This is a genomic window from Actinophytocola sp. (assembly GCF_035634895.1).
In the GTDB taxonomy this organism is placed as follows: Bacteria; Actinomycetota; Actinomycetes; order Mycobacteriales; family Pseudonocardiaceae; genus Actinophytocola.
In genome coordinates this window covers 47,652-72,290 of record NZ_DASQCC010000124.1, presented here as the reverse complement: position 1 = coordinate 72,290, position 24,639 = coordinate 47,652, and the positions used below count along the sequence as shown (strand labels likewise).

21 protein-coding genes are annotated in these 24,639 nt (G+C 70.0%); 10 read left to right on the top strand and 11 right to left on the bottom strand.

The features are described from left to right. Positions 1-117: 117 nt before the first annotated feature. The gene (locus VET29_RS18045; protein ID WP_324921693.1) at positions 118-1,770 is read left to right on the top strand and encodes a heme peroxidase family protein; all 1,653 of its coding nucleotides are present in this window, start codon (positions 118-120) and stop codon (positions 1,768-1,770) included. A 163-nt stretch (positions 1,771-1,933) separates the two neighbouring features. On the opposite strand, the gene VET29_RS18040 is transcribed toward VET29_RS18045, so the two are convergent. Then, a complete protein-coding gene (locus VET29_RS18040; protein WP_324921691.1) occupies positions 1,934-2,707 on the bottom strand; it encodes a class I SAM-dependent methyltransferase in 774 nt (257 codons plus the stop codon). A gap of 112 nt (positions 2,708-2,819) precedes the next feature. Here VET29_RS18040 and VET29_RS18035 point away from each other — a divergent pair, with 112 nt between their 5' ends. After that, a complete protein-coding gene (locus VET29_RS18035) occupies positions 2,820-5,156 on the top strand; it encodes a CDP-alcohol phosphatidyltransferase family protein (RefSeq protein WP_324921689.1) in 2,337 nt (778 codons plus the stop codon). Continuing rightward, positions 5,153-5,848, top strand: coding sequence for a creatininase family protein (locus tag VET29_RS18030; RefSeq protein WP_324921687.1), 696 nt, complete (start codon positions 5,153-5,155; stop codon positions 5,846-5,848). The genes VET29_RS18035 and VET29_RS18030 overlap by 4 nt, the downstream gene beginning before the upstream one ends. Positions 5,849-5,909: 61 nt before the next feature. Here VET29_RS18030 and ribA read toward each other — a convergent pair whose 3' ends face one another. The 6 genes from ribA to VET29_RS18000 all read right to left on the bottom strand — a co-directional run bounded on the left by ribA (position 5,910) and on the right by VET29_RS18000 (position 10,200). Further along, positions 5,910-6,539 (bottom strand): GTP cyclohydrolase II, encoded by a 630-nt coding sequence (ribA, locus tag VET29_RS18025; protein WP_324921686.1) that lies wholly within the window; start codon positions 6,537-6,539, stop codon positions 5,910-5,912. Continuing rightward, the gene (locus VET29_RS18020) at positions 6,536-7,474 is read right to left on the bottom strand and encodes a lysylphosphatidylglycerol synthase transmembrane domain-containing protein (RefSeq protein ID WP_324921685.1); all 939 of its coding nucleotides are present in this window, start codon (positions 7,472-7,474) and stop codon (positions 6,536-6,538) included. Before VET29_RS18020 ends, ribA begins: the two co-directional genes overlap by 4 nt. Continuing rightward, positions 7,471-8,502: a glycosyltransferase family 4 protein gene (locus VET29_RS18015; RefSeq protein WP_324921684.1), complete on the bottom strand. Its 1,032-nt coding sequence runs from the start codon at positions 8,500-8,502 to the stop codon at positions 7,471-7,473. Before VET29_RS18015 ends, VET29_RS18020 begins: the two co-directional genes overlap by 4 nt. A 79-nt stretch (positions 8,503-8,581) precedes the next feature. Next, positions 8,582-8,980 (bottom strand): 6-carboxytetrahydropterin synthase, encoded by a 399-nt coding sequence (locus VET29_RS18010; protein WP_324921682.1) that lies wholly within the window; start codon positions 8,978-8,980, stop codon positions 8,582-8,584. Positions 8,981-9,001: 21 nt separating this feature from the next. Then, the gene (locus tag VET29_RS18005; protein ID WP_324921680.1) at positions 9,002-9,988 is read right to left on the bottom strand and encodes a zinc-binding alcohol dehydrogenase; all 987 of its coding nucleotides are present in this window, start codon (positions 9,986-9,988) and stop codon (positions 9,002-9,004) included. Between the two features lie 56 nt (positions 9,989-10,044). Further along, complete coding sequence (locus tag VET29_RS18000; RefSeq protein WP_324921678.1) at positions 10,045-10,200, bottom strand: hypothetical protein; 156 nt, start codon at positions 10,198-10,200, stop codon at positions 10,045-10,047. Positions 10,201-10,217: 17 nt separating this feature from the next. Between VET29_RS18000 and VET29_RS17995 the strand changes: the two genes are divergently transcribed. From VET29_RS17995 to VET29_RS17980, 4 genes are all read left to right on the top strand, one after another. Continuing rightward, on the top strand, positions 10,218-10,841 hold the full coding sequence (locus VET29_RS17995; protein ID WP_324921676.1) for a hypothetical protein: 624 nt from the start codon (positions 10,218-10,220) through the stop codon (positions 10,839-10,841). Between the two features lie 184 nt (positions 10,842-11,025). Beyond that, positions 11,026-11,685: an NADase-type glycan-binding domain-containing protein gene (locus VET29_RS17990; protein WP_324921674.1), complete on the top strand. Its 660-nt coding sequence runs from the start codon at positions 11,026-11,028 to the stop codon at positions 11,683-11,685. 240 nt (positions 11,686-11,925) lie between these two features. After that, positions 11,926-13,275 carry an endo-1,4-beta-xylanase gene (locus VET29_RS17985; protein ID WP_324921672.1) on the top strand — a complete coding sequence of 450 codons (1,350 nt, stop codon included), beginning with the start codon at positions 11,926-11,928 and terminating at the stop codon, positions 13,273-13,275. A gap of 154 nt (positions 13,276-13,429) precedes the next feature. Continuing rightward, positions 13,430-14,263 carry an alpha/beta hydrolase gene (locus VET29_RS17980; protein WP_324921670.1) on the top strand — a complete coding sequence of 278 codons (834 nt, stop codon included), beginning with the start codon at positions 13,430-13,432 and terminating at the stop codon, positions 14,261-14,263. Positions 14,264-14,320: 57 nt separating this feature from the next. On the opposite strand, the gene VET29_RS17975 is transcribed toward VET29_RS17980, so the two are convergent. Together VET29_RS17975 and VET29_RS17970 are read right to left on the bottom strand one after the other, a co-directional pair. Continuing rightward, the gene (locus VET29_RS17975; protein WP_414636530.1) at positions 14,321-14,953 is read right to left on the bottom strand and encodes a lytic polysaccharide monooxygenase auxiliary activity family 9 protein; all 633 of its coding nucleotides are present in this window, start codon (positions 14,951-14,953) and stop codon (positions 14,321-14,323) included. A gap of 684 nt (positions 14,954-15,637) precedes the next feature. After that, the gene (locus VET29_RS17970) at positions 15,638-16,573 is read right to left on the bottom strand and encodes a glycoside hydrolase family 6 protein (RefSeq protein WP_324921666.1); all 936 of its coding nucleotides are present in this window, start codon (positions 16,571-16,573) and stop codon (positions 15,638-15,640) included. Positions 16,574-16,846: 273 nt separating this feature from the next. Here VET29_RS17970 and VET29_RS17965 point away from each other — a divergent pair, with 273 nt between their 5' ends. Beyond that, a complete protein-coding gene (locus VET29_RS17965) occupies positions 16,847-17,884 on the top strand; it encodes a LacI family DNA-binding transcriptional regulator (RefSeq protein WP_324921664.1) in 1,038 nt (345 codons plus the stop codon). A 315-nt stretch (positions 17,885-18,199) separates the two neighbouring features. Here VET29_RS17965 and VET29_RS17960 read toward each other — a convergent pair whose 3' ends face one another. Then, positions 18,200-20,464, bottom strand: a complete 2,265-nt coding sequence (locus tag VET29_RS17960; RefSeq protein ID WP_324921662.1) for a glycoside hydrolase family 9 protein — start codon at positions 20,462-20,464, stop codon at positions 18,200-18,202. Between the two features lie 231 nt (positions 20,465-20,695). On the opposite strand from VET29_RS17960, the gene VET29_RS17955 reads away from it, so the two are divergent. Continuing rightward, on the top strand, positions 20,696-21,742 hold the full coding sequence (locus VET29_RS17955; RefSeq protein ID WP_324921660.1) for a lytic polysaccharide monooxygenase auxiliary activity family 9 protein: 1,047 nt from the start codon (positions 20,696-20,698) through the stop codon (positions 21,740-21,742). A 43-nt stretch (positions 21,743-21,785) separates the two neighbouring features. Here VET29_RS17955 and VET29_RS17950 read toward each other — a convergent pair whose 3' ends face one another. Then, positions 21,786-22,325 (bottom strand): hypothetical protein, encoded by a 540-nt coding sequence (locus VET29_RS17950; RefSeq protein WP_324921658.1) that lies wholly within the window; start codon positions 22,323-22,325, stop codon positions 21,786-21,788. A gap of 151 nt (positions 22,326-22,476) precedes the next feature. On the opposite strand from VET29_RS17950, the gene VET29_RS17945 reads away from it, so the two are divergent. Then, entirely contained in the window at positions 22,477-24,423 is a 1,947-nt protein-coding gene (locus VET29_RS17945) for a glycoside hydrolase family 9 protein (protein ID WP_324921657.1), read from the top strand. Positions 24,424-24,639: the final 216 nt, after the last annotated feature.

Here is a 24,639-nt window from a genome sequence, read left to right as displayed (position 1 = left end):
CGTTCAGGCATCCGTTCGGTCTGTGTTCTTCAGCCCTTTGGTGTATCTCACGCATTTCCCGTGACTCTCTTGCTCCCGAAGCCGGCTGGGGAGCCGGCTCGGGTATGGGGGAAAGACATGACCAGACACGCACGTGACAGCTTCTTCGTCGTCGGCGAGGGGGTGCTCGAGTTCGACCGCGACGGTCGGCCCAGCACGCGGGCGCCGCTCGCCGGCGAGGAGCTGCGGCGGTTCCGGTTCTCGCGGCTGGGACCCGAGGGGCCGCTCGTCGACGAGGCCACCCGGACCGCGCTCGCCGAGGCCATCACCGTGACCGGCATCCAGGCGGACGCGTCCGTACCGGCGGGGTTCACCTATCTGGGCCAGTTCGTCGACCACGACCTGACCATGGACCGCACGGACGCGCAACTCGGCGAGGACGTCACCCTGGACGAGCTGCTCCAGGGGCGCTCGCCGGCGCTCGACCTGGACTCCGTCTACGGCCGCGGCCCCACCGACCGCCACGACCGGATCTTCTACCAGCGCGACGGTGTGCAGCTGAAGGTCGGCCGCACCTCGGCGGCGACCTTCCCCGACGACCGGGTGAACGTCGAGCTCGAAGGGTTCGACCTGCCCCGTGCCGGCGGCACCGCCGGCACGCATGCGGACCGCCGCAGGCCGCTCATCCCCGACCCGCGCAACGACGAGAACCTCGCGGTCGCCCAGACACACCTCGCGTTCATCCGCTTCCACAACCGGCTGGCGGCCGAGCTGGCGCTCACCGGGCTCACCGGGCAGCGCCTGTTCGCCGTCACCCGCGACGAGGTCGTCCGCCACTACCAGTGGATGCTCCGCACCGACTTCCTGCCCCGCGTCGTCGATCCCGCGATCGTCACCGACGTGTTCGCGCACGGCCGCCGGTTCTTCGAGGCGACCGGTCGTGGGCACGGGCACTCCGGGCAGCCGCCGACGATGCCGATCGAGTTCTCCGTCGCGGCGTACCGGTTGGGGCACAGCATGGTGCGTGGCGCCTACCAGTGGAACCGCGTCTTCAACACCACCGGCCCCGCCGGACTCGCCACGCTGCTGCAGCTGTTCACGTTCACCGGCGTGTCCGGCAACTTCCAGCCCGGCGCCGGCCTGTCGGAGCTCGACGACCCGGACTCCGGCACCGTGGACACGTTGCCCACCAACTGGATCGTCGACTTCCGCCGCCTCTACGACTTCACCGAGGCCGGGCGGCCGGACCTCGCGGCGCCCGCGAACGGTGGGAACGTCGCCAAGCGGATCGACTCGCTCATGGTCGACCCGCTCGCGCAGCTGCCGGCCGGCACCTTCGGCGGCCGTGGCAGCGAGATCCCGCCGCTCCAGCGCAACCTCGCGTTCCGCAACCTGACCCGCGCCAACATGGTCCGGCTCGGCACCGGGCAGCAGCTGGCCACACTGCTCGGCGCCACACCGCTGACCGAGGCGCAGATCCTCGACGGCAACCAGGGCGCCGCGCTGACCGGGCTGACCGACGGTCAGCGGGCCGCTGTGAGCGCTAACACCCCGTTGTGGTTCTATGTCCTGCGCGAGGCCGAGTTCAACGACGGCCGACTGGGCACGGTCGGCGGCCGGATCGTCGCCGAGGTGTTCCACCGGGCCATGGAGGGCAGCCGGACCTCGATCGTGCGGTCCCCGTCCTGGCGGCCCCGGCTCGGGCCGGACCGCAGGACGTTCCGGATGACGGATCTGCTGCTGTTCGCCTTCGAGGGCAAGGCGGATCTGTTGAACCCGCTGGGTGACTGAGACGCCCGCCGCCGTGCTCGCACCGGGGGTGGGCACGGCGGCGTGGCCCGTTCGAGTGGCAGGCCACCAACGGACGAGCGGAACGAGGTCGGCGACGCGATGTCACCCCGCTCGATCCCGTGCCGGAAGCTCGTCCTGCCGTCGGACCACGACGGCCGTGGAGTCAGTACGGGATCGCCAGCAGGTCCTCGTGGTGGACAGTCGCGTGCAGGTCCTCCTGGGACAGCCGGCGCCGGAGGTAGCCGTCCGCTTCGAGACGGAGGTCCGGGTCCTGCTCGCAGGCCGCCGACACCCAGCCGCGCAGCCACTCGGCCAGTAGCGGCCGCCGGTCCGGGCCGAGGTGCCACGGGCTCGGTCTTCTGTGGACCGTCGCACCGAGACGGGTGAACGCCGTCGCCATCGCGGGGACCGCCGACGGACCCAGCAACGCACGGCCCGCGACGGTTCGGCGCTGGTGGGCGTTGAACCCGGCCGTCATCGGCTCGTCCAGCGGGTCGGCCGGGGTCAGCTCGACGCGTCCCTCCACCGACAGCGCGAACAGTGCCGGGCAGTCCGCCCCCACGCACGCCGCCGCCAGGTTCGACACCTCCTCGGTCGTCAGGAGGTCCAGCAGCGCCGAGCCGGTGACGAGTGACGTTCCCGACAGTTCGGCGGCACTCAGCGTCGTAATGTCCCGTAAGTCCGACGTGGCACCCGGGACCGACGCCGTCGCGACCGCCAGCAACGCCGGGTCGAGATCGGTGAGTATCCATTTCCGTGCGTTCGGTAGCCGGGGCGAAAGCCATCTGGCCATCGACCCCGTCCCGCTGCCGAGGTCACGGACCAGGAGATCCTCGCTGGTCAGCGAGCTGCGCAGGGTCGTCAGCAGCTCGTCCGCGCGGGCGTCCGCGTCCGCTGGTTCCCGTAGGCCCAGCCACTCGGGTGAGAAGTCGCTCATCAACCATTATCACTCCTCAAGCCGTCACGTGGTTCAGAACCATCCCGACCCTTGATGCGTATTGAGAAACGAAACAGATCTTGTTGAGGGCGGAACAGATCTTGGAGGGACCGTGACCGCACCGATCACCCGGACACTGACCATCGCCACACTGGCGTTGGCCGGTCTCCTCACGCTGCTGACCCTGGCCGGCAGCGCCGGCCTCGGGCCGCCAGGCTGGCTCGCGGGCACGGCGTTCGCGATCGCCGGGTGGGCGGTGCTCGCGGAGGCCATGCCCCGGTACGGCACGGCGCGGTTCGGGCCGGCCGACGTGGTGACGCTGACCAGAGCGGTGCTCGCGGGCACGGTCACCGCTCTCGTCGCCGAACCGGGCAACTCGCGGGCGTCGTTGTGGCCACTCGTCATCGTCGCGGGACTGGCGCTGGCCACCGACGCCATCGACGGCAAGGTCGCCCGTCGCACCGGCACCGTCTCCAGGTTCGGGGCGCGGTTCGACATGGAGGTCGACGCGTTCCTCATCCTGGTGCTGAGCGCCTTCGTCGCCACCCACCTCGGCTGGTGGGTGCTGGCGATCGGCGCGATGCGTTACCTGTTCGTCGCGGCGGGGAAGATCTGGCCGTGGCTGCGGGCGCCGCTGCCGGACCGCCTGTCCTGCAAGGCCGTCGCCGCCGCGCAGGGGATCGTGCTCACGGCCGTCATCATGCTCCCCACGGTCCCGGCCACGATTCTGGTGGCCCTCGCGCTGTCGGCGCTCACCTGGTCGTTCGCGCGGGATGTGCGCTACCTGCACCGCGACCGCGCGGCGGCGCCCGTGGTCGCCGCGGAGACCAGGCCGGACACCTCGCCGCGCCGCCGCATCGTGCTCACCACGCTCGCCGGCGCCCTGGTGCTGTTCGCCCTCCTCGTGCCCACGAGCATGAGCGAGCTGTCGCCGGCCGCGTTCGCGCGCATCCCCATCGAGGGACTCATGGTCGTCGGCCTCGTCCTCGTGCTCCCGGGCCGGACGCGGCGGGTCGCCGCCACGTTCGTCGGCGTCGGACTGGCGCTGTTAACGCTCACAAAGCTGTTCGACATCGGCTTCCAGCTCTACACCGGACGGCCGTTCCACCCGGTGTACGACTGGTCCGCGCTGCGCCCCGCCGTCGAGTACCTCCAGGACACGGCCGGCTCGCTGGCCTCCGTCGGCGCCGTCGTCGGCGCGGCCGTGCTCACGCTCGGGCTGATCGTGGCCATGGTGCTGGCGGTCCTGCGGCTGACGAAGGTCGCGGTCGGCCGCCGCACGTTCGCCACCCGTGGCGTGGCGGCGCTCTCCGTCGTGTGGGTGGCACTCGCCGTGATGGGCCAGCCGCTGGCCGCGAACTCCGCGGCCAACGAGGTGTTCGACGACATCCGCCAGGCCCACGCCGACCTCGTCGACCCCGACGTGTTCGCGCAGGAGGCCGCCACCGACAGGTTCAAGTACACGCCCGGCGACCACCTGCTGAACGGGCTGCGCGGCAAGGACGTGCTCCTCGTGTTCGTCGAGAGCTACGGCCGGGTCGCGGTCGAGGGCTCCGACATGGCGCCCAGCGTCGACAAGGTCCTCGACGAGGGCACCGACGCGCTGAAGGCCAAGGGGTTCGCGGCACGCAGCGCGTTCATGACCTCGTCCACGTTCGGCGGCATCAGCTGGCTCGCGCACGCGTCCGTCCAGTCCGGACTCTGGGTCGACAGCCAGCCGCGCTACGACTCCCTCGTGGACACCGACAGGCTGACGCTCACGGGCGCGTTCAGGCGGGCCGGCTGGCGCACCGTCGGCGTCGCGCCCTCGATCGTCCGGGACTGGCCCGAGGCCCGGTTCTTCGGCTACGACCACGCGTACAACCGCGACAACGTCGGCTACGCGGGACCGCACTTCGCCTACGCCAAGATGCCCGACCAGTACACGATGTCCGCGCTCTACCACCACGAGCTCGCCGCGAAGGACCGCAAGCCGGTCATGGCGGAGATCGACCTCGTGTCGAGCCACATCCCGTGGACGCACCTGCCCCGTATGATCGACTGGAACACCGTCGGCGACGGCTCGGTCTACGGGCCGATGCCGGCACAGGGCAAGACCCAGGCCGAGGTCTGGTCGGACGCGGCGAACGTCCGCGCCGCGTACGCCGAGTCCATCCGGTACTCGCTCGACACGCTGATCTCGTACATGACCACCTACGGCGACAAGGACACGGTGATGGTGTTTCTCGGCGACCACCAGCCCGGCCCGTCGGTCTCCGGTGACACCCGCGACCACGACGTGCCGGTCTCCATCGTGGCCGGCGACCCCGCGGTGCTCGACAGCGTCGACAGCTGGGGCTGGCAGGACGGCCTCAACCCGAGCCCGTCCGCGCCGGTGTGGGGCATGGACGCCTTCCGCGACAAGTTCCTGAACGCATTCGACACCCCGGAAGGACACCAGGGCACATGACGCTGCCGATGAGCACGTCCGCCGGCGCGCGGGACAAGCCGGTGGCCGTGCTCCCGGTCGGCAGCTTCGAACAGCACGGCGCGTTCCTGCCGCTGGCGACGGACTCCGTGATCGCGATGACGATCGGCGAGGCCGTCGCCGCGGCATACCCGGTGCTGCTCCTGCCGCCGGTCACCATCTCCTGCTCACACGAGCACGCCGCCTGGCCTGGCACCGTCAGCATCTCCGCGCCCACCCTGCACGCGATCGTCCGCGACGTGGCGGAGTCGCTGAGACTGCAGGGCATCCACCGGCTGGCGCTCGTGAACGGCCACGGCGGCAACTACGTGCTCGGCAACGTCGTCCAGGAGGCCAGCGCCCGCGGGGAGCGCATGGCGCTGTTCCCGACCGAACTGGACTGGCTCGCCGCCCGCGCGGCCGGCGGCGTCGAGACCGGCCCGGACACCGACATGCACGCCGGTGAGTTCGAGACCTCCCTGCTGCTGCACGCACATCCGGAGCTCGTCCCGCCGGACTACGCCGACCACGACGAACGCGCCGACGACCGCGACCGCTTCCTCACCCTGGGCCTGAGCGCCTACACCACGTCCGGAGTGATCGGCAGCCCGTCACTGGCCACGGCAGGCAAGGGCGAGGCCGCACTGGCCCAGCTCGTCACCGCCTTCGCCGACGTGATCGCCGCACTCGACTAGGACAGCCGCTGTCAGAGGCGGACCTCAGCCGGAAGACCAGGGAGCCGAGGCACCGCGGGCGTCACGCCAGGTGCGGCAGCAGGTGGTCGAGCCGCTCCCGTTTGGTCAGCAGATAAGGAAGGTTGTCGTCGTTGGGGGCGATCAGCAGCGGCACCCGCTCCACGACACGAATCCCGTTTCGGCGCAACGAGTCCAGCTTCTCCGGGTTGTTCGACAGCAGCCGCACCTGCTCGATCCCGAGGTCGGTGAGGATCTGGGCGGCCACGTCGTAGTCACGCGCGTCGACCGGCAGGCCGAGCGCGATGTTCGCCTCGACGGTGTCCAGGCCGTCCTCCTGCAGGCGCATCGCGGCGAGCTTGGCCAGCAGGCCGATGCCCCGCCCCTCGTGGCCCTTCAGGTAGATGATCACGCCGGCGCCCGCGGTCACCACGCCCCGCATCGCGGCGTCGAGCTGCGGGCCGCAGTCGCACCGGGTCGAGCCGAACACGTCGCCGGTCAGGCACTCGGAGTGCAACCGCGTCAGCGGCGTGGTCCCCGCGACCTCGCCGTGGACGAGGGCCACGTGTTCGTGTCCCCATCTCGGGTCGAGATACCCCACCGCCTGGAACTCCCCGTACGACGTCGGCAGGCGGGTCTCCACCATCCGTTCGACCGTCGCCGGCGAAGTCTCCGCATCCGCCACGTGCGTCATGCCACCCTCTCTCGTTTCCGGACGAGCACCACCGCGACACCGCGGACCTGCGTCGCGACCCGGGCCCACGGCACGAGGGTCAGCGCGCCCGGCAGGCTCGCCACGAGCCCCAGCAGCCCGTACGCCACCGCGGCGGTCAGGCCCTGCGCGGCCCCGAGCCCCGCCGCGGCGAACATCAACGCGGTGACGCCCTCGCGGGGTCCCCACCCACCGATGTTGATCGGCAGGCCCATCGCGAGCAGCGCCACGATCACGATCGGCAGCAGCTTGTCCAGCGACTGCGACGCGCCCGCCGCCTTCATGGCGACCAGGAACAGCGTGATGTGCCCCGTCAGCGCGGCCGCGGACAGCGCGGCGATGCTCGGCCACGCGTCCCTGGCCAGCAGGCCGTGACGCACGTCGTCGATCGTGCGGCGCCAGCGTGAGCCGATGCCGACCCACCGCCGCGCGGCCAGGTAGCCGAGCGCGACCGCCACGAGCACGGCCACGAGCACCAGGCCGACAGCGCGTGCCGGGCTGGCCAGCAACACGGCCACTCCCGCCACCATCACCACGGCCTGCCCCGCCGTCCGCTCGAGCACGACCGCACGGACTCCCGCGCCGACGTCGCCCTCCTGCTTGCCGTGCGATACGGCGCGCTGCACGTCCCCGAGCACACCGGCCGGTAGCACGGCGTTGAGGAACAGTGCCCGATAGTAGTCGGCGACAGCCTTCCCGAGCGGCAGACGCAGCCCGAGACGGCGCGCGACCAGGCACCACCGCCATGCGCAGAGCACGGTGGTACCGAGCCCGACAACCACCGCGGCGACCACGTCATGGGCGTCGATTACCCGTAATCCGGCGACGAAACCATTCGTCCCGAGCTTCCACATCAACGCGACGACGATCGCCACGCCGGCGGCGAGCTTCACCCAGTTCCAGAGCTTCCCGTTCAACGCAGTACCCCCGCGAGCCGCTTCGCCGCCGTCGGCCAGTCCTCGACCTCGCGTGCCCTCGCCGCCTCCCGCAGGCGGTCGCGCAGGCCGGCGTCGGTGAGCCAGCGGCGCAGCGCCTCGGTGAGCGCGGGCACGTCGTCGGGAGGAACCAGCATCCCCGGCGTCCTGTTCGTGTCCCTACCGAGCGTGAAAGGGAGCGCGTCGACGTTCGTGGCCAGCACGGGGATGCCGCGGACGATCGCCTCGGTCACCACCATGCCGAACGTCTCGCGCCGCGACGGCAGCACGAGCAGGTCGGTCTGGTTGAACGCCTGCTCCAGGTCGTCGCCCCACAACACCCCGGCGAAGATCATCTTGTGGGTCAGTCCGTGCTTGTCGACCGAGCCCTGGATCCGGCGGGCATACGACGGGTCGTTACGCAGCGATCCCGCGAACACGCACGTCCAGGGCAGGTCGGAGAGGTTCCCGAGCGCCTCGACCAGCAGGTCCTGCCCCTTGCGGGGGGTCACCGAGGCCAGGCAGAGCAGCCGGTTGCCGGACTCGGTGCCCGCGGCCAGCGGCGCGGGTTCCGTGCCGGGCGGCGCGGTGCGCACGCGGCGCGGGTCGAGGCCGTGGTGGGAGACGACGCGGCGGGTCGACCACTCGCTGGTGGTGATCACGGCCGTGGCCGCGCGGAGCACCTCACGCTCGCGCCGGTCCAGGCCAGCGGCCCGCTCCGACGGCAGCCCGATCTCGTCCGCGAGCTGGAGGTGCAGGACGACCACCAGGCGCAGCCGGCGCGCGGCCGGCACCACCACCTCGGGCACCCCGCATGCCACGAGTCCGTCTATCAGTACTACCGACGCGTCCGGGATCTCCCCCAGTGTCTGGGACAACGCCACCCGTGCCTTGGTGCTCGGCGTGGGCCAGCGGCCCGGCACCGTCACCTTTTCCAGGCCGAGTAACTCGCACATGCGTCTGCCGTACACGTTGCCGCCACTCGCGACCGTGACGTCGTCGACGTCGGCCGGCAGGATGAAGACGGTCACGATGCCCCCTCACAGGCTCGGTGGCATCGTTCCTCGCCTTCCCGCGCCCATGGTTCGCTCCGCGGGCTCCGCTCACGCGTCACAGGGACCGCCGGTAGCTCGCCCACGCCACATGGGACTCCTTGAGCGTCACCGTGATCTCGGTGAGCCCACGGGCGCTCTCACCCAGGGATCCACTGTGGACGCGATCGGCTAGCCGGTCGGCGACGAACTTCGCGAGGAACTCCGTAGAGGTGTTGACGCCCTTGAACTCAGGCAGGTCGTCGAGGTTGCGGTAGCTCAGCCCGCCCAGCACGTCCTTCAGCTGGCCGGTGGCGAGTCCGATGTCGACGACCAGGTTGTCCGCGTCCAACTCGGGACGCGCGAACGTGGCGTCCACGACGAAGGTCGCGCCGTGCAACTGCTGCGCCGGGCCGAACACCTCTCCGGTGAAACTGTGCGCGACCATCATGTGGTCGCGGACGGTGAGGGTGAACACCCTGCGCCTCCTACGGTCGGGTCAGTCGCTGTCGTAGGTAACACGCAGGCAGAGCGAAGACGGTTCAGAACTGATCAGTTTCGGCAAAACCGCAGGTAGCTCGTCGAACCGGCACTCGTCGGTGACCAGTGCGTCGAACCCGGCGTCGGCGAGCAGGCCCAGGGCGACCGCCAGTCGCTGCCCGTAGCTCTTCGGCCGAGCGGGTGACACGGTGCCGACCTGACTGCTACGGATGGTGAGCCGACGTGAGTGAAACCACTCCCCCAACGGGACGCTGACGCGGCGGTCGCCGTACCAGCTCAGCTCGACGCAGACGCCTTCCGGCCGCAGCAGCTCCAGTGCCCGCGTCAGGCCCTGCTCGGACGCACTGGCGTGCACGACGAGGTCACAGTCGCCCGTCGCGTCCGGCGGCAGGACGAAGTCCACCCCGAGCCCGGCGGCGAGTCCTTGTCGCGCCGGGTCGATGTCGACGAGCTGCACCCGGGTGCCGGGGATGCCGGCGAGGATCCGCGCGACGGACGCGCCGACCATCCCGGCCCCGATGACCGCGATCTTGTCCCCGACCTGCGGCGAGGCGTCCCAGACGGCGTTCACGGCGGTCTCGACCGTGCCGGCGAGGACGGCCCGCCGCGCCGGCACGGTCTCGGGCACGGGGGTCACGGCGGCGGCCGGGACGACGTAGCGGGTCTGGTGTGGATAGAGACAGAAGACAGTGCGGCCGAGCAGGTCCGGCGGTCCACTCTCGACGATGCCGACGTTGAGGTAGCCGTACTTCACCGGAGCGGGGAAGTCACCCTCCTGGAAGGGCGCACGCATCACGTCGTGCTGGCTCGCGGGCACCCCGCCGCGGAACACCAGCGCCTCCGTGCCCCGGCTGACCGCGGAGTACAGCGTCCGCACGAGCACGTCGTCCGGTCCGGGCCGCCCCAGCTCCGCCGGCCGGATCTCACCCTGTCCAGGCTCACGCAGCCAGAACGCCCGCTCCGTCGAATGGGTCGCTCCACTCATCCGCGGCCGCCTCCTTCGGGTCGTCCACCCTGCACATCCGGGGACGGCGACTCACGCTACTTGCCCGCGGCCTCCTCGGCTCGCTGATGCAGGCGGGTGCGGATCTCCTCGGGGGTGTAGGCGCGGCGCCTGCGTTCGGCGCGGGCGATCGCCACTCCGGTCGCCGCGACGCCTGCCAGGCCGGCCAAGCCGACGATCTTCCACCAGCGCACGGGCCTAGGCTACCGGGGTGGCCGTTTCACTGGACGAGGCAGTCGAGCTGACCAGAACGGGTGACGTCTGGCTGTTCCGCGGCACCACCGCCGCCGACCGGACCATCCGGATCACCACGAACAGCCCGGTCAACCACGTGGGCATGGCGGTGGTGATCGAGGACCTGCCACCACTCATGTGGCACGCCGAGCTGGGCAGGTCGCTGCGGGACATGTGGACCGGCGAGCGCCACCGCGGGGTGCAGCTGCACGATCTACGCGAGGCCGTCGACCTGTGGACCGGCCGCTACAAGCAGCGGGCCTGGCTGCGCCAGCTGGAGCCCCCGGCCGACCGGGCGATGGAGGACGCCATCCTGCGCACGGTCGCCCGCCTCGACGGCACGCCCTTCCCGTCAACCGCCCGGTTGTTCTCGCGCTGGCTCTACGGCCGCGCGCCCATTCCGCGCACGCCCACCTCCGACGCGAAGCTCGAGACCGCCTACTGCGCGGAGGTCGTCGCGGTCACCTATCAGGCCATGGGATTGTTGCCGGGGAGACGCCGGCCCAACTGGTATGACCCCGGCCGGTTCTGGAGTGGCGACGAACTTCCGTTGGCCGACGGCGTGCGGCTGGGCGAGGAAATCGCCGTTCAGACGCCCTGACGGCCGAATCGCCCTGGTCAGCGGCCCGTAGGTATCGCGGTGCACGCCGCGGGCGTTAAGCGAATTCGGATAACGGTCCGGCAATGCCGCATGCGCGGAATTTCCCGGTGTGCACCGGTAACGGAAACACCCACGGTCGCCGACGGACGTGCGGTCGGGACGAAATACGTGGGAAGGAAATCGGATGTCATCCCAGCACGCCGTGGTCCGTGGGTTGGTGGCCGCGGCGGTGGTCATGATCATCGTGGCGGCGGCCGTCACGACCGGGGTCCTCGTGGCCCTCAACCGCGTACCCGGCACGCCGGTCAGTGGGTATGCCGGCACCAGGCTGCCGGCCGGCATGTCGCCGCCGCTGTCGTCCGATGCGCCGGCAGCGATCGTCGGCGCGACCGCCTCGTGCACCTCGGGTCCCGGCGTCGACTCGGCCGACAACAGGTTCACCTACGAGGCGGCGAACGCGGTCGACCGGCAGCCGGACACCGCGTGGCGGTGCGACCACGACGGGGTGGGCGCGAGCCTGTTGTTGACGTTCGACCAGCCCGCGTCGATCAGCTGGATCGGCGTCGTGCCGGGGTTCGCCAAGACCGACCCGTACGACGGGACCGACCGCTACCGCCAGGGCCGCAAGGTGTCCGCGGCGCGGTTCGTGTTCGACGACGGCACGTACGTGACGGCGGACTTCGACACCGGATCGACGTCGCGGGGCATGCAGGTGGTCCGGTTCGCGCCGACCACGACAGCACACGTCGACATGATCGTGCTCGCGAGCGTGCCCGGCAGCCCGACCAACGGGTCCGGCCCGACCGACAAGATCGCGATCTCCGAACTGACCATCGGGACCTGATCGATAATTTCACGATAATTTCGGGCGTGGCGGAATCGAAACAATCACCATCCCACCCCTGAACAGCGATTTCCGGAGCCACGAAACTTCACAAAAATGTTCCGGAATTCGAACTGTTGACACAACTTCCTCCTCGCACGGACAATCAAACTCGGCTGTAGCTGATCGCGATCGAGTAATCGCTCAGCGTTGCGCGAAATCCAACTCAGGTTTGGTCTAGTACAGCGAGGAATGAGCAGCATGGTCATCAAGTCCCTGCGAACCACCGCCAGGAAGGTCGTGGTGGTCGCGGCGGCGGGTGCGCTGGCGGCCACCGGCGCGATCGCGCTGGCCGGCACCGCCGACGCGGCGACGACACTCGGCGCCGCGGCCGCCGCCCGCGGCAAGTACTTCGGCGCCGCGGTCTCGGCCGGTCATCTCGGCGAGGCGCAGTACACGAGCACGTGGACCACCGAGTTCAACGGCGTCACGCCGGAGAACGAGATGAAGTGGGACACGATCGAGCCCAACCGCAACCAGTTCAACTTCTCCCCGGCCGACCAGATCACGACGCAGGCCCGCGGCCGGAGCATGACGATCCGCGGGCACACGCTGGTGTGGCACTCCCAGCTCGCCGGCTGGGTGAGCGGCCTCGACGCCACCAACCTGCGCTCGGCGATGGTCAACCACATCAACGGCGTGATGGGCCACTACAAGGGCCAGATCTACGCCTGGGACGTGGTCAACGAGGCCTTCGCCGAGAACGGCGCCCGCCGGTCGGAGTCGCCGTTCCAGCAGAAGCTCGGCAACGGCTACATCGAGGAGGCGTTCCGCGCCGCCCGCGCCGCCGACCCGGCCGCCAAGCTCTGCTACAACGACTACAACACCGACGGCCAGAACGCGAAGAGCAACGGCGTCTTCGCGATGGTGCAGGACTTCAAGAGCCGGGGCGTGCCGATCGACTGCGTCGGCTTCCAGTCGCACTTCAACTCGGCGTCACCGGTGCCGAGCGACTACCAGGCCAACCTGGCCCGCTTCGCCAGCCTCGGCGTCGACGTGCAGATCACCGAGCTGGACATCGAGGGGTCCGGCAGCACGCAGGCCAACAACTACACCCGCGTCCTCAACGCGTGCCTCGCGGTCTCCCGCTGCACGGGGATCACGGTCTGGGGCATCCCGGACAAGTACTCTTGGCGCGCGAGCGGCACCCCGCTGCTGTTCGACAGCAACTACGGCAAGAAGGCCGCCTACACCGCCGCGCTGAACGCGCTCAACGGCGGCACCACCGACCCGCCGCCGGAGAACCCGCCGCCCTCGGGCGGCGCCTGCACCGCGACCGTCACCACGAACCAGTGGCAGGACGGGTTCGTCGGCACGGTACGGGTCACCGCGGGGTCCGCGCAGGTCAACGGCTGGACGGTGACCGTCACGCTGCCCACCGGCGCGACCATCACCAGCGGCTGGAACGCGAACCGTAGCGGGAACATCGGCGCGGTCAACTTCACCAACGTCAGCTTCAACGGCTCCATCGCCCCCGGACAGTCGGTCGAGTTCGGCTACCAGGGCACGGGAACCGGCAGCGGCGCGACGACGAGCTGCGCCGCCGGCTGACCAGGAATCCGTACTCGGTGCGTGCGTGGCCACCACTCCGGCCACGCACGCACCGGTCCGTGTCATGACTCACAACCGGAATGCCAGCTCGCGCCCACAGGTTGACCGACACGAGAGAACGACCGTTCTCCTGGGTCGAGCAAAGGAAAGCGCGATGGCATTCGTCACGGTCGGGACCGAGAACTCCACCGATATCGAGCTGTACTACGAGGACCACGGCGAGGGTCAGCCGGTCGTCCTCATCCATGGCTACCCCCTGGACGGACACTCCTGGGAGAAGCAGAGTGCCGCGCTCCTGGCCGCCGGCTACCGCGTCATCACCTATGACCGCCGCGGCTTCGGCCGGTCGAGCCAGCCGACGACCGGCTACGACTACGACACGTTCGCCCACGACCTCAAGGTCGTCCTGGACACGCTGGACCTGAACGACGTCGTGCTGGTCGGTTTCTCGATGGGCACCGGCGAGGTCGCCAGGTACGTCGGCGCCTACGGCTCGGCACGGGTGGCGAAGGTCGCGTTCCTCGCATCGCTGGAGCCGTTCCTGCTCAAGACCGACGACAACCCGGAAGGTGTGCCACAGGAGGTTTTCGACGGCATCTCCGCCGCCGTGAAGGCCGACCGGTACGCCTACTTCACCGAGTTCTACAAGAACTTCTACAACACCGACGACAACCTCGGCACCCGGCTGTCCGAGGAGGCGCTGCGTAACAGCTGGAACGTCGCGGCCGCCGCGTCCTGGTTCGCCTCCAGTGCCGCGGTGCCCACGTGGGTCACCGACTTCCGCGCGGACATCCCGAAGATCGACGTGCCGGCGCTGATCCTGCACGGCACCGCCGACAACATCCTCCCGATCGACGCCACCGGCCGCCGCTTCCACAAGCTGCTGCCGGCCGCGAAGTACGTCGAGATCGAGAACGCGCCGCACGGTCTACTGTGGACCCATGCCGACGAGGTCACCAGCGAGCTGCTGGACTTCCTGAAGGCATGACGACAGAAGTGGCGGCCACCCTTCCGGGAGTGGCCGCCACTTCTCCCCCGTGGGGGTCTAGAAGTTGACGTCGCTACAGAAGTAGTACGACTGGTCCAGGTGACTCGCCTGCCAGATCGTGTACACGATGTGGCGGCCGGTGCGGTTGCCCGCGTTCACCGGAATCAGCGTGTTGCTCTGCGGCGGCGTCTTCCCGACCTGCTTCACCAGCTCCAGATCCGACCAGCGCAGTGGTTGCGTCAGCGGGTCGAAGCCCTGTCTCGTGATGTAGACCAGGTAGTAGTCCGCGCCATGCAGCGCCTGGTCCAACACGTTGACGGTGAAGTTCCTCGGCTTGTCGGCTGCCTTCCAGGCACCCACCGCGTCCATGGCCCGGTACCGGCCACCCTGGGTGCGGCCGGCACTGCAGAGCTGACCGTCCGGGATGGCCGCCTGGTGGTTGCCGGCGACCCCCTCGCGGTACAGGCCGTTCCAGTTCCACATGGCCTGCGTCTCCGTCTGCCAGGCCTGCCAGCACATCGGGTCCTGGGTGGCCATCGCCGGGTTCTGGAAGTCGTTCCCCCACCGCTGCCAGCAACCGTAGTTGCGGGACGGCGGGTCGGTGGTGCTGCCGTGCGCGCCGGCCGGCTGCGCCAAGCCGACCAGCAGGGCGGCCGCTGCCGCGAGCACGGCGACGGCACGTAGTCGGATCGACACTTGCCTCACTCCTCTGGTTTTCGGTCACAACGGCGGATGCGCGTCGCGTATCCGGCCCTGCCTCGTCGTTCGGGATCTCCTCGATGGCGCCCCGACTCGCCCGGCGGTTCGTTCCGCCCACCCGCGTCGGTGCCCGGTTCGGCCGCGGCCTTCGTGGTCCATTCGGTATTCACGTGGACCCCGCGCCGGCATATGGGTCGTCGACTCCGGGTGCGAGCGCCGTGGCACCCAGGCGCCAGCGAAGAAGAAAGACGCCGACGCTCGCGCGACGGCGGCGGCCATCGCACGGGGCATGCCTTTCCGCGGCATGCCCCGTGCGATGGCGGAACGCATGATGAACTCCTTTGTCCGCAAGGTTCCGGGAGAATTTGGGAACGCTCCCAGTATCCAACTGTAACGGTGCAGACCGGACACGTGAAGCCCGTTCGGGCGAAGCCGACGCGAACCCGCTACGGAACGTAGTATTCATACTGGACAAAACGGGCGTCGACTAGGCTGTTCAGGAGTCGTTCAGTCGCAGTCTTTCGGGTAGGCCAGGGGAACGCCGTCACGCTGGGCTGTTCGGCTGTTGATCTTAGGCCGATCGAGGGAACTTCAATCGATCCCGTAACACGCGTCAGGACGAAAATATCGGCAAGGGAATTTGTCCCTCGCCGATATTTCCGCGCCGTCCGGGAATCAGCCGTTGGCGAGTTCGTAGGCTCGCTGCGGCACGAACTGACCGGCCGTCGCGATGCAGCCGTCCGCCTCGCCCGGCAACTTCACCCACAGGAACGCGTCGATCTGCGCGTCGCCCGTCTCGGTGGTGCTCGGCGTGCCGACCCTGCGACCGGCCGGATCGCACCACTCGCTGCCCAACGGCCCGTTGCCGTTACGGCTCGTGTCGATCACCGCGTGTAGCCGCCCGCCGCCGAGGTTCGAGAGAATCGCCTTGGCGTAGCCGACCTCGGCCGAGCTCGTCCGGTAGTTGGACACGTTCGTCGAGATGCCGTCCGCGCTGTTCGCGATGTCGGCGGCACGCAGCCGGTTCGCGGCCTCGCCCGCCGACAGCCACGCGGAGTGCCCGATGTCGAAGTAGACCTTCGCCTGCGCCGAGCCGGCCTTGAGCCGCTTTCCCGCGTAGGCGATGGAACTTCTCGTCTCCGCCTGCTGTGTCGCGTTCTGGCAGTTGGTCATCAGCGCCAGCACGTCGGGCTCGAGCACGATGTAGGCCGGCCGGCCCGCGAGGCCGGCGGCGACCTCGTCCACCCACGCCCGGTAGGCCGCATGGGAGGGCGCGCCACCCGAGCTGGCCCCGCCGCAGTCGCGGTTCGGGATGTCGTAGACGACCATGATCGGGATCTTGCCGGCCGCGGCCGCCGCGCCGACGAAGCCGCTGACCTGTGCACGCACCGTGGCCGTGTTGGTGGTCGTGAACCACCGCGCCTGCGGCACGCTCGCGATCCGGTCACGGATCACGGCGGTGCGGCCGTCGTTCGGGTTGGCGGCGACCCAGCGGGCCGCGTTGGTCTCGGGGTCCACATAGAACACCGACGGCGCGGCGGCCGCGGGGCTCGCGGACGCCGCCACTCCGGCGATGACGCCGATGGCGACCACCCATTTCCTCAACACCATCCATACCTCCGGTAAATACGCGCGAAGTCGGATGGGAGCGTTCCCAAAATGCGTTTCCCAGTGTGCTGGGTCCGCCACGCCGAGTCAAGGAACGGACGCGTCTGGGAGGGTTCCCAGTATCATGGCCGGGATGCGGGGTGCACGCGACGAGGCGGGCACCGTCCGCGCCAACGCGTGTGCGCAGGGCGACGGGGACGAGCATACGTGAGGCGGGACGGCGCCGTTCGCGGCGCCCGAATCACCATAGCGGGAGCGGGAAAGCGGGAGTGCGGCATGACGACGCAAGACAGCCGTCGTACACGGGCGAGCGGGCGCCCAACACTGGAACAGGTCGCGATCGAGGCGAACGTCTCCCGGGGCACGGCGTCGCGGGTCGTCAACGGTTCGCTCGAGGTGAGCCCGTGGGCGTTGAAGGCGGTGCAGGACGCGATCCGCAAGCTGGGGTACGTGCCGAACCACGCCGCACGCAGCCTGGTCACCCAGCGGAGTGACACGGTGTTGCTTGTGGTGTCCGAGTCCGAGGACCGCGTGTTCGGCGAGCCGTTCTTCGCGAGCATCGTGCGCGGGCTGTCCCACGAGCTGTCCAACACTCCCCTGCAGCTGAACCTGATGATGGCCAACACGCCACGCCAGCACGGACGGGTCGAGCAGCAGGTCCGCAACGGCCACGTCGACGGCGTCCTGCTGATCTCCCTGCACGGCGACGACCCGCTTCCCCGCAACCTGATGGCGGCCGGCACGCCGGTCGCCCTGATCGGCCGCCCGATGTCCGACATCGGCGCGACCCCGTACGTCGACGCGGACAACGAGTCGGGCGCCCGCATCGCGACGGACTACCTGTACCGCCAGGGCCGCCGCCGCATCGCGACGATCACCGGCCCCCAGGACATGGCGGCCGGCATCGACCGGCTGGCCGGCTTCCGCTCGGCGCTGCGCGGCAAGCGCGGGGTCACCCGGCTGGTGGCCCAGGGCGACTTCGGCCAGGCGAGCGGCGAGGCGGCGACCCGGGAGCTGCTGGCGAAGGACCCGACCCTCGACGCGATCTTCGCCGCGAGCGACCTCATGGCGGCCGGGGCGCTACGCACGTTGCGCGCAGCGGGCCGCCGCGTCCCGGACGACGTGGCGGTGATCGGCTTCGACGACTCCGAGGTGGCCCGGCACACGGACCCCACACTGACGAGCGTGCGCCAGCCGATCCAGGAGATGGGCCACGAGCTGGCGAAGCTCCTGATCACCCAACTCCGCGACCGCGACACCACACTGAGCCCGGTCATCCTCCCGACAGAACTGATCTGCCGCGAGTCGGCCTGACACACGGAGTCACCTCCCCCACGAGTGTCGGTTTCGCTCGCCCCAACCGTGTGAAAGTTATCCACAGCCCTCGCCGACCAGGGGTTTTGTCAGTGCCACCCGGTAGACTGGCGTGGCGGGGTGCCCCCGGGATCGGGTGGGGGCTGCCTACTCTCCATTCTGGGGCTGACTTCAGCGAAATTTTTCGGCTTCTCGGGTGTGGCGTGATCGGCGAGGGCCGGCCGTGCGGGGAGACCGGCCCTCGCCCGGGTCACGCCACACCGTTCATGGTCGGTGTTGTGCGTTGACCCTTCCTGGTTGCCGTGAAGTCGACCGTCACCGTCCCGCCGCCGTCGACTGTTCGGCGGTCCAGTTCGACAGCCAGGCCAGTGCCGAGTTCCAGTTGATCGCGACCTCGTTGACCGAGTACGCCTCCGTGCGGTCGACGAAACACCGCTGTGGTGCGCACCCCGTCAGCAGCCGCGCCGCCACCGGGTCCTGCAGCCCGCTGTTCGGGCCGCCCGACAGCGCGCCGGGCGGGGCGGTCGGCAGCGACGGGTCCAGCTGGTGTGCCCAGAACCTGTGGTGCACGTTCTGCACCGGCTGGTCACCGTAGCCGGCCACGTAGGAGTAGTTCGTCGGGTTGCGGCCGAGTAGGTAGTTCAGCGCGGCGAACGCGCCGTCTCGGTACTTCGGGCGGTGGGTCAGGTCGTAGGCCAGCGCCATGATCACACCGTTGTTCGCGACCAGGCCGTTCGAGCCCCACTCGTAGCGGCCGTCGTCCGTTCGGTACGGCGCGGGGTGGCCGGCCGACGCCATGTTCGCCAGGTCCTGGTCGGCCGCTCGCGCGACCGCCGACCTGATGGCGCCCACCTCCGCCGGCGGAAGGCCGGTCGGCACGATCGCCAGGGTGATGTCGCCCAGTGCGCCCGTCGCCGCCCAGTCCATGCCGCGGTCGCTGAGGCTCTTGCCGCCGTAGCGCGGGGAACCCGTCACGTCCGCGCGGTACCGGCCCGTCGTCGCGAACAGTTCGGCCGCAGCCCAGTAGAACTCGTCGGACACGTCGCCGTCGCTGTAGGTGCCGCCGCCCTGGCCGTCGTCCGGGTCGGCCAGCATTGCCGGGTGCGCCTTCGCCGCCGCGTACGCCTTCTCCGCGGCCGTGAGCGCGCGCGTCGCGAACGCCGGGTCGTACCTCTTCCACAGGCGGGACGCCTGCGCCGCCGCGGCCGCCAGGTTCAGGGTGGCCGCGGTGCTCGGCGCGGACAGCCGGCGTGGCTGCGGATCCTGGTCGGGCAGGAGCGGCAGGCCCGTCCACTGCTGGTCGTGGATCTTGTGGTGCGCCATGCCGGCCAGCGGCTGACCGTCGGGCACCTGCATCCTCATCAGGAACTCGACCTCCCAGCGTGCCTCGTCCAGCACGTCGGGCACGCCGTTCGACCGTTCGGGAATCGCGAGCGTGCCGTCGCCGAGCGCCCGGACGTCACCGAGGCGCAGCGTCCGCTCGTAGGAGTTCTGGAGCTCCCACGCCGCGATGCCGCCGTTCACCACGTACTTGCCGTGGTCGCCCGCGTCGTACCAGCCGCCCCGCACGTCGAGCGCGTAGCCGCACGCCAGGTCCGCGCGGCACGGCACGTTGTTGTCGCCCTGGTTCGGGAGAACGTTCACATGCCCGGCCGGGCGCGCGTGCGCCGCACCGACGTAGCGCTCCTCGATCGGGGTGCCGCTGCGCTGGTGGTAGAAGAACTCCAGCGAGTCGTACCGCAGTCCGGTCAGCGCGGTCGTCGAGATGTCGAACGGGAAGCTGGTGTCCCCGTCGACGGACAGCGTGTACCCGGTGCCCGGCCTGTCGTACGCCGAGAAGTCGGCGATGTGAACGTTCTCACCGGAGCCCGCGTCCAGGCCCTTCGGGATGGTCCGGCCGTGCGCGACCGCCGCGCCGCGCGCGTTCCTGAGCGTCCACGGCAGTGGCGTGGACGAGTCGGTGGCGACGCTCGCCTGTTTCGGCAGTCCCGGCACGTAGCCGACCTGGTTGACGCGGATCGGCGGGGCCGGCTCGAGACCCGGCGGCGGCAGCACGCCGCCGGTCAGCGACACGTTGTCCACGCACACGGTGTTGTCGAAGCTCTGGCCGCCGAGCCAGAACGTCAGCTGGCCGTTGCCGGCCGCCGGGAAGTCGAGGAAGGACGTGAAGGTGAACGTGAACGTCCTCGGCTCGGCCGTCAGGTTCGCGTCCAGCTTCGCGATCTGCCGGAACGGCTCCACCGCCTCGCCCGCCACCGCGGAGACCTGCTGCGGTGTCGTGGCGCGGGCGTCGAAGGTCAGCGTGTAGGACTGGCCGGCCTCGTAGGGCACGCCGTTCTGCCCGACCAACGCCTCCCAGCCGTTCGCGGTGCCGCCGGTGACGTCCACGCAGAACTCGCCGCCGGGGACGTGCCCGAGGGTGCCGGCGCCCGTCCACCACGGGTCCGCGGCGCCGGAGTCGAAGCTGCCGTTCACGATCCGCTCGTACGCGACGGCTTCCGCGGACGCGGCCAGCGGCCCACCCAGGGCCACGAGCACGGCGGCGGCCGTCAGCGCACGCCACCAGTTCCTGATCACCACGGTGTGATCTCCTTTGCCCGAGATTGGGAGCGCTCCCACAATCTAGCGGGCACCCGCGCGACTGGGAAGACCATCACCCAGGATCACCGTATATTCGCGATTATCGCCCGAACGGCCCAGCGCGTTGGGCAAATCGTTTGTCGTGGCCACGCGAACTGTTCCCTGCCGGCAACCGGCCGGGCTACCGTTCAGACTACTGGGAGCGCTCCCAGGCGCAAGAAAGAAGGCACGATGACACGAAGAAGGGCAACAACGGTGTTGGCCGCCGTCGCGATGCTGATGGCCGGCCTGGTGGCGGCGACGCTCAACGCACCGCCCGCGTCGGCACACGGCGCGCTGATGACGCCCGGCAGCCGGACCTTCCTGTGCTGGCGGGACGGCCTGAGCCAGCAGGGCAACATCGTCCCGAAGAACTCGGCCTGCTCCGGGGCCGTCGCGCAGAGCGGGGACAACTCGCTGTACAACTGGTTCTCCGTGCTCCGCTCGGACGGCGCCGGCCGCACCGTGGGGTTCATCGCCGACGGCCAGCTCTGCTCCGGCGGCAACCCGAACTTCGCCGGCTACGACCGGGTCGGGAACTGGCCGCTCACGCACCTGACCTCGGGCGCGAGCTTCAACTTCTCCTACAACGCGTGGGCCGCCCACCCCGGCTGGTTCTACCTGTACGTCACGAAGGACGGCTGGGATCCCGACCAGCCGCTGCGCTGGGACGAGCTCGAGTCCCAGCCGTTCGCGACGGTGGACCACCCGCCGGTCACCGGCTCGGTCGGCACGACCGACGGCAAGTACCTGTGGACCGCGAACCTGCCGTCCGGCAAGACCGGCCGGCACGTCATCTACTCGGTCTGGAAGCGCTCGGACTCCAACGAGACCTTCTACGGCTGCTCGGACGTCACCTTCGACGGCGGCAGCGGCGAGGTCACCGGCGTCGGCGTGGTCGACAACCCGCCGGACCCGAACGCGCCGCCGAACAACGCGTGCACGGCGTCCTGGTCGGTCACCGGCAACTGGCAGGGTGGCTACCAGGCACAGGTGACGGTCCGCAACCCGGGCACGGCCGCGCTCAACGGCTGGCGTGTCGGCTGGACGATCCCCAGCGGCACGACCATCAACAGCGTCTGGAACGGCACGCTCACCACCGACAGCCTGGGCACGCAGGCGACGGTCAGCAACGCCAACTGGAACGGCTCGGTACCGGTGGGCGGCAGCCAGTCGTTCGGCCTGACGGCGAACGCGTCGAGCGACACGGCGCCGGCACTCACCTGTTCGAGCCCGTAGGTCCCCGCGGACCCCATTGGATCGGCGGCTCCAGTGGCGTCCCTCAACCGTGCGCGTGCTCGGAGTTGGCGAACACGCAGCCTGCCTCGTCGGCGGGGATCCGGTGCACCTTCGGGTCGGTGAAGTCGCAGAGGAACCAGTACAGTCCGAGCCTGCTCACCCCGAGCGCGCCGGCCGAGACCGCGAACCCGTTGCCGAAGGCGAAGGACGGCCCGTCGGCCACCACGCCCGCGGTCATCGCGTCGTGCCATGATTTCTGAAATTTTAGCTGTCCGTCGGCGGAGAACAGCACCAGGCCCACTCTGGGGAATTCGTTCGACACCGAGCAGGTGGCCCATTCGGCCACGTACGGCGCGAAGCGCGCGGCGTTGTCCGGGCCGATGAACCCGCGCAACGCGTCGCGGCCCTGCGGTGTCACGTCTTCGCATTCGCCTGCGGTGTCACGCATCCAGTCGACTATATCGTCCATTGTGGACAGACGGTCGCCGAGCGCGGCCACGCCCCGGGTGGCCGTCTGCTGGACACCCGAGCAGCCCGTGAGCGCGCACAGGGCGGCCAGGAATGTTAGGGCGACACGCCTCATGGCATTCTGCTCTACTCCCCGTTCCGAACCGGCACAACACGGTTCGTGCGGATGGCGCAGTCCCCCTTCCCAAGTGTGACCGTCACGCCCTACACTTCTGGGAGCGCTCCCAGACAGCGGACCGAGAGGTAGCCCTCAACGAGGAGGCCCCGTGCGCAACCGGCTCTGCATGCTCACGGTGCTGGCCATCGCCGGCGCCGTGCTCGTGGCACCCTCGGGCGCCACACCGGCGGCCGCGGCGCCTGCCTTCAACTACGGCGAGGCGCTGCAGAAGTCGGTCTGGTTCTACGACGCGCAGCGCTCGGGAGCGCTGGGCACCGGCAACCGGGTCGGCTGGCGTGGTGACTCGGGCCTGAACGACGGCCGTGACGTCGGGCTCGACCTGTCCGGCGGGTTCTACGACGCGGGCGACCACGTCAAGTTCGGGCTCCCGTTCGCCGCCAGCATGACCATGCTCGCCTGGGGCGCCGTCGAGTCGCCGGCCGCCTACCAGCGGGCCGGCCAGCTCGCGCCGCTCAGGTCGAACCTGCGCTGGGGCATGGACTGGCTCATCAAGGCGCACCCGCAGCCCCAGGTGCTCTACGGGCAGGTGGGCAACGGCAACGCCGACCACCAGTGGTGGGGCCCCGCCGAGGTCATGCCGATGGCCCGCCCGGCCTACAAGATCGACGCGAGCTGCCCCGGCTCGGACCTCGCCGGCGAGTCCGCCGCCGCGATGGCCGCCGCGTCCATGGTCTTCTCCGACGACACCGCGTACCGCAACACCCTGCTGACACACGCGAAGCAGCTCTACACGTTCGCCGACCAGCGGCGCGGCAGGTACAGCGACTGCATCACCGACGCCCAGAACTTCTACCGCAGCTGGAGCGGCTACCAGGACGAACTGGTGTGGGGCGCGATCTGGCTCTACCGCGCGACCGGCGACGCCACCTACCTCGCGAAGGCCGAGGCGGAGTACGACGCGCTGGCCAACGAGCAGCAGACCACCACCAAGTCCTACCGCTGGACGATCGCGTGGGACGACAAGTCCTACGGCGACTACGTGCTGCTGGCCCAGCTGACGGGCAAGGACAAGTACTTCACCGACGCGAACCGCTGGCTGGACTTCTGGACGGTCGGCGTCAACGGGCAGAAGGTCCGCTACTCCCCCGGCGGCCTGGCCTTCCTCGACACGTGGGGCTCGCTGCGGTACGCGGCCAACACCGCGTTCGTCGCGCTGGTGCACAGCAAGAACGTCACCGACCCGACGCTGCGGGCGCGGTACCACGACTTCGCCGTCCGGCAGATCAACTACACGCTTGGGCAGAACCCCCGCAACGCCAGCTATCTGGTCGGCTTCGGGCAGAACCCGCCCCGCAACCCGCACCACCGCACGGCACACGGAAGCTGGACCGACAACATCACCCAGCCCGCGCAGAGCCGCCACGTGCTCTACGGGGCACTCGTCGGCGGCCCGGACGCGAACGACGCGTACACCGACGACCGGCAGAACTACGTGGCCAACGAGGTCGCGCTGGACTACAACGCGGCGTACACCGGCGCGCTGGCGAAGCTGTACGACGAGTACGGCGGCACACCGCTCGCGAGCTTCCCGCCCGCCGAGACCCCCGACGGCCCCGAGACCTACGTCCAAGGCGCCGCCACGCAACAGAGTTCGACATTCACCGAGGTGAAGCTGTACGTGGCCAACCAGTCCGCGTGGCCGGCGCGGTCGCTGGCCGGTCGCAGGGTCCGCTACTTCTTCACGCTCGACGGCACGACGACGCCGGCCCAGCTGACCGTCACCATGAACTACAACCAGTGCGGCGCGGCGTCGGCGCCGATCCAGTGGAGCGGCAACGTCTACTACGTCGAGGTGCCCTGCCCGGACGCGATCGCGCCGGCCGGGCAGAGCCAGTACCGCAAGGAGATCCAGGTCCGCGTCACGAGCAGCGGCACCTGGGACCCCACCAACGACTGGTCGTACAGCGGCCTGCCCTCGGGCAGCGGCGCCCAGCCGGCGACCACCAGCCGCATCGTCCTGACCAACGCGGCCGGCGCAGTCCTGTGGGGCAGCGCGCCGCCTCGGTCAGCGTCCGGGAGTCCCTCCGGACGCTGACATCCGGGCGGGTCGCCGGCCCGTGGCAACCGGCGACCCGCCCGCACTCTCCCAACCACCCCGACCACCCTCGCGCCGCGAGCAGCCGTCCACCCGAGCCCCCGACATGTGATCGCGCACATCGGGGTGTGCGACCACACGGCCCCGGTCCCGCCAGCCGCCGCTGGCGGGACCGGGCAAACCGCCCCGCGAGTCCCGCGTTCAGACATACCGAGT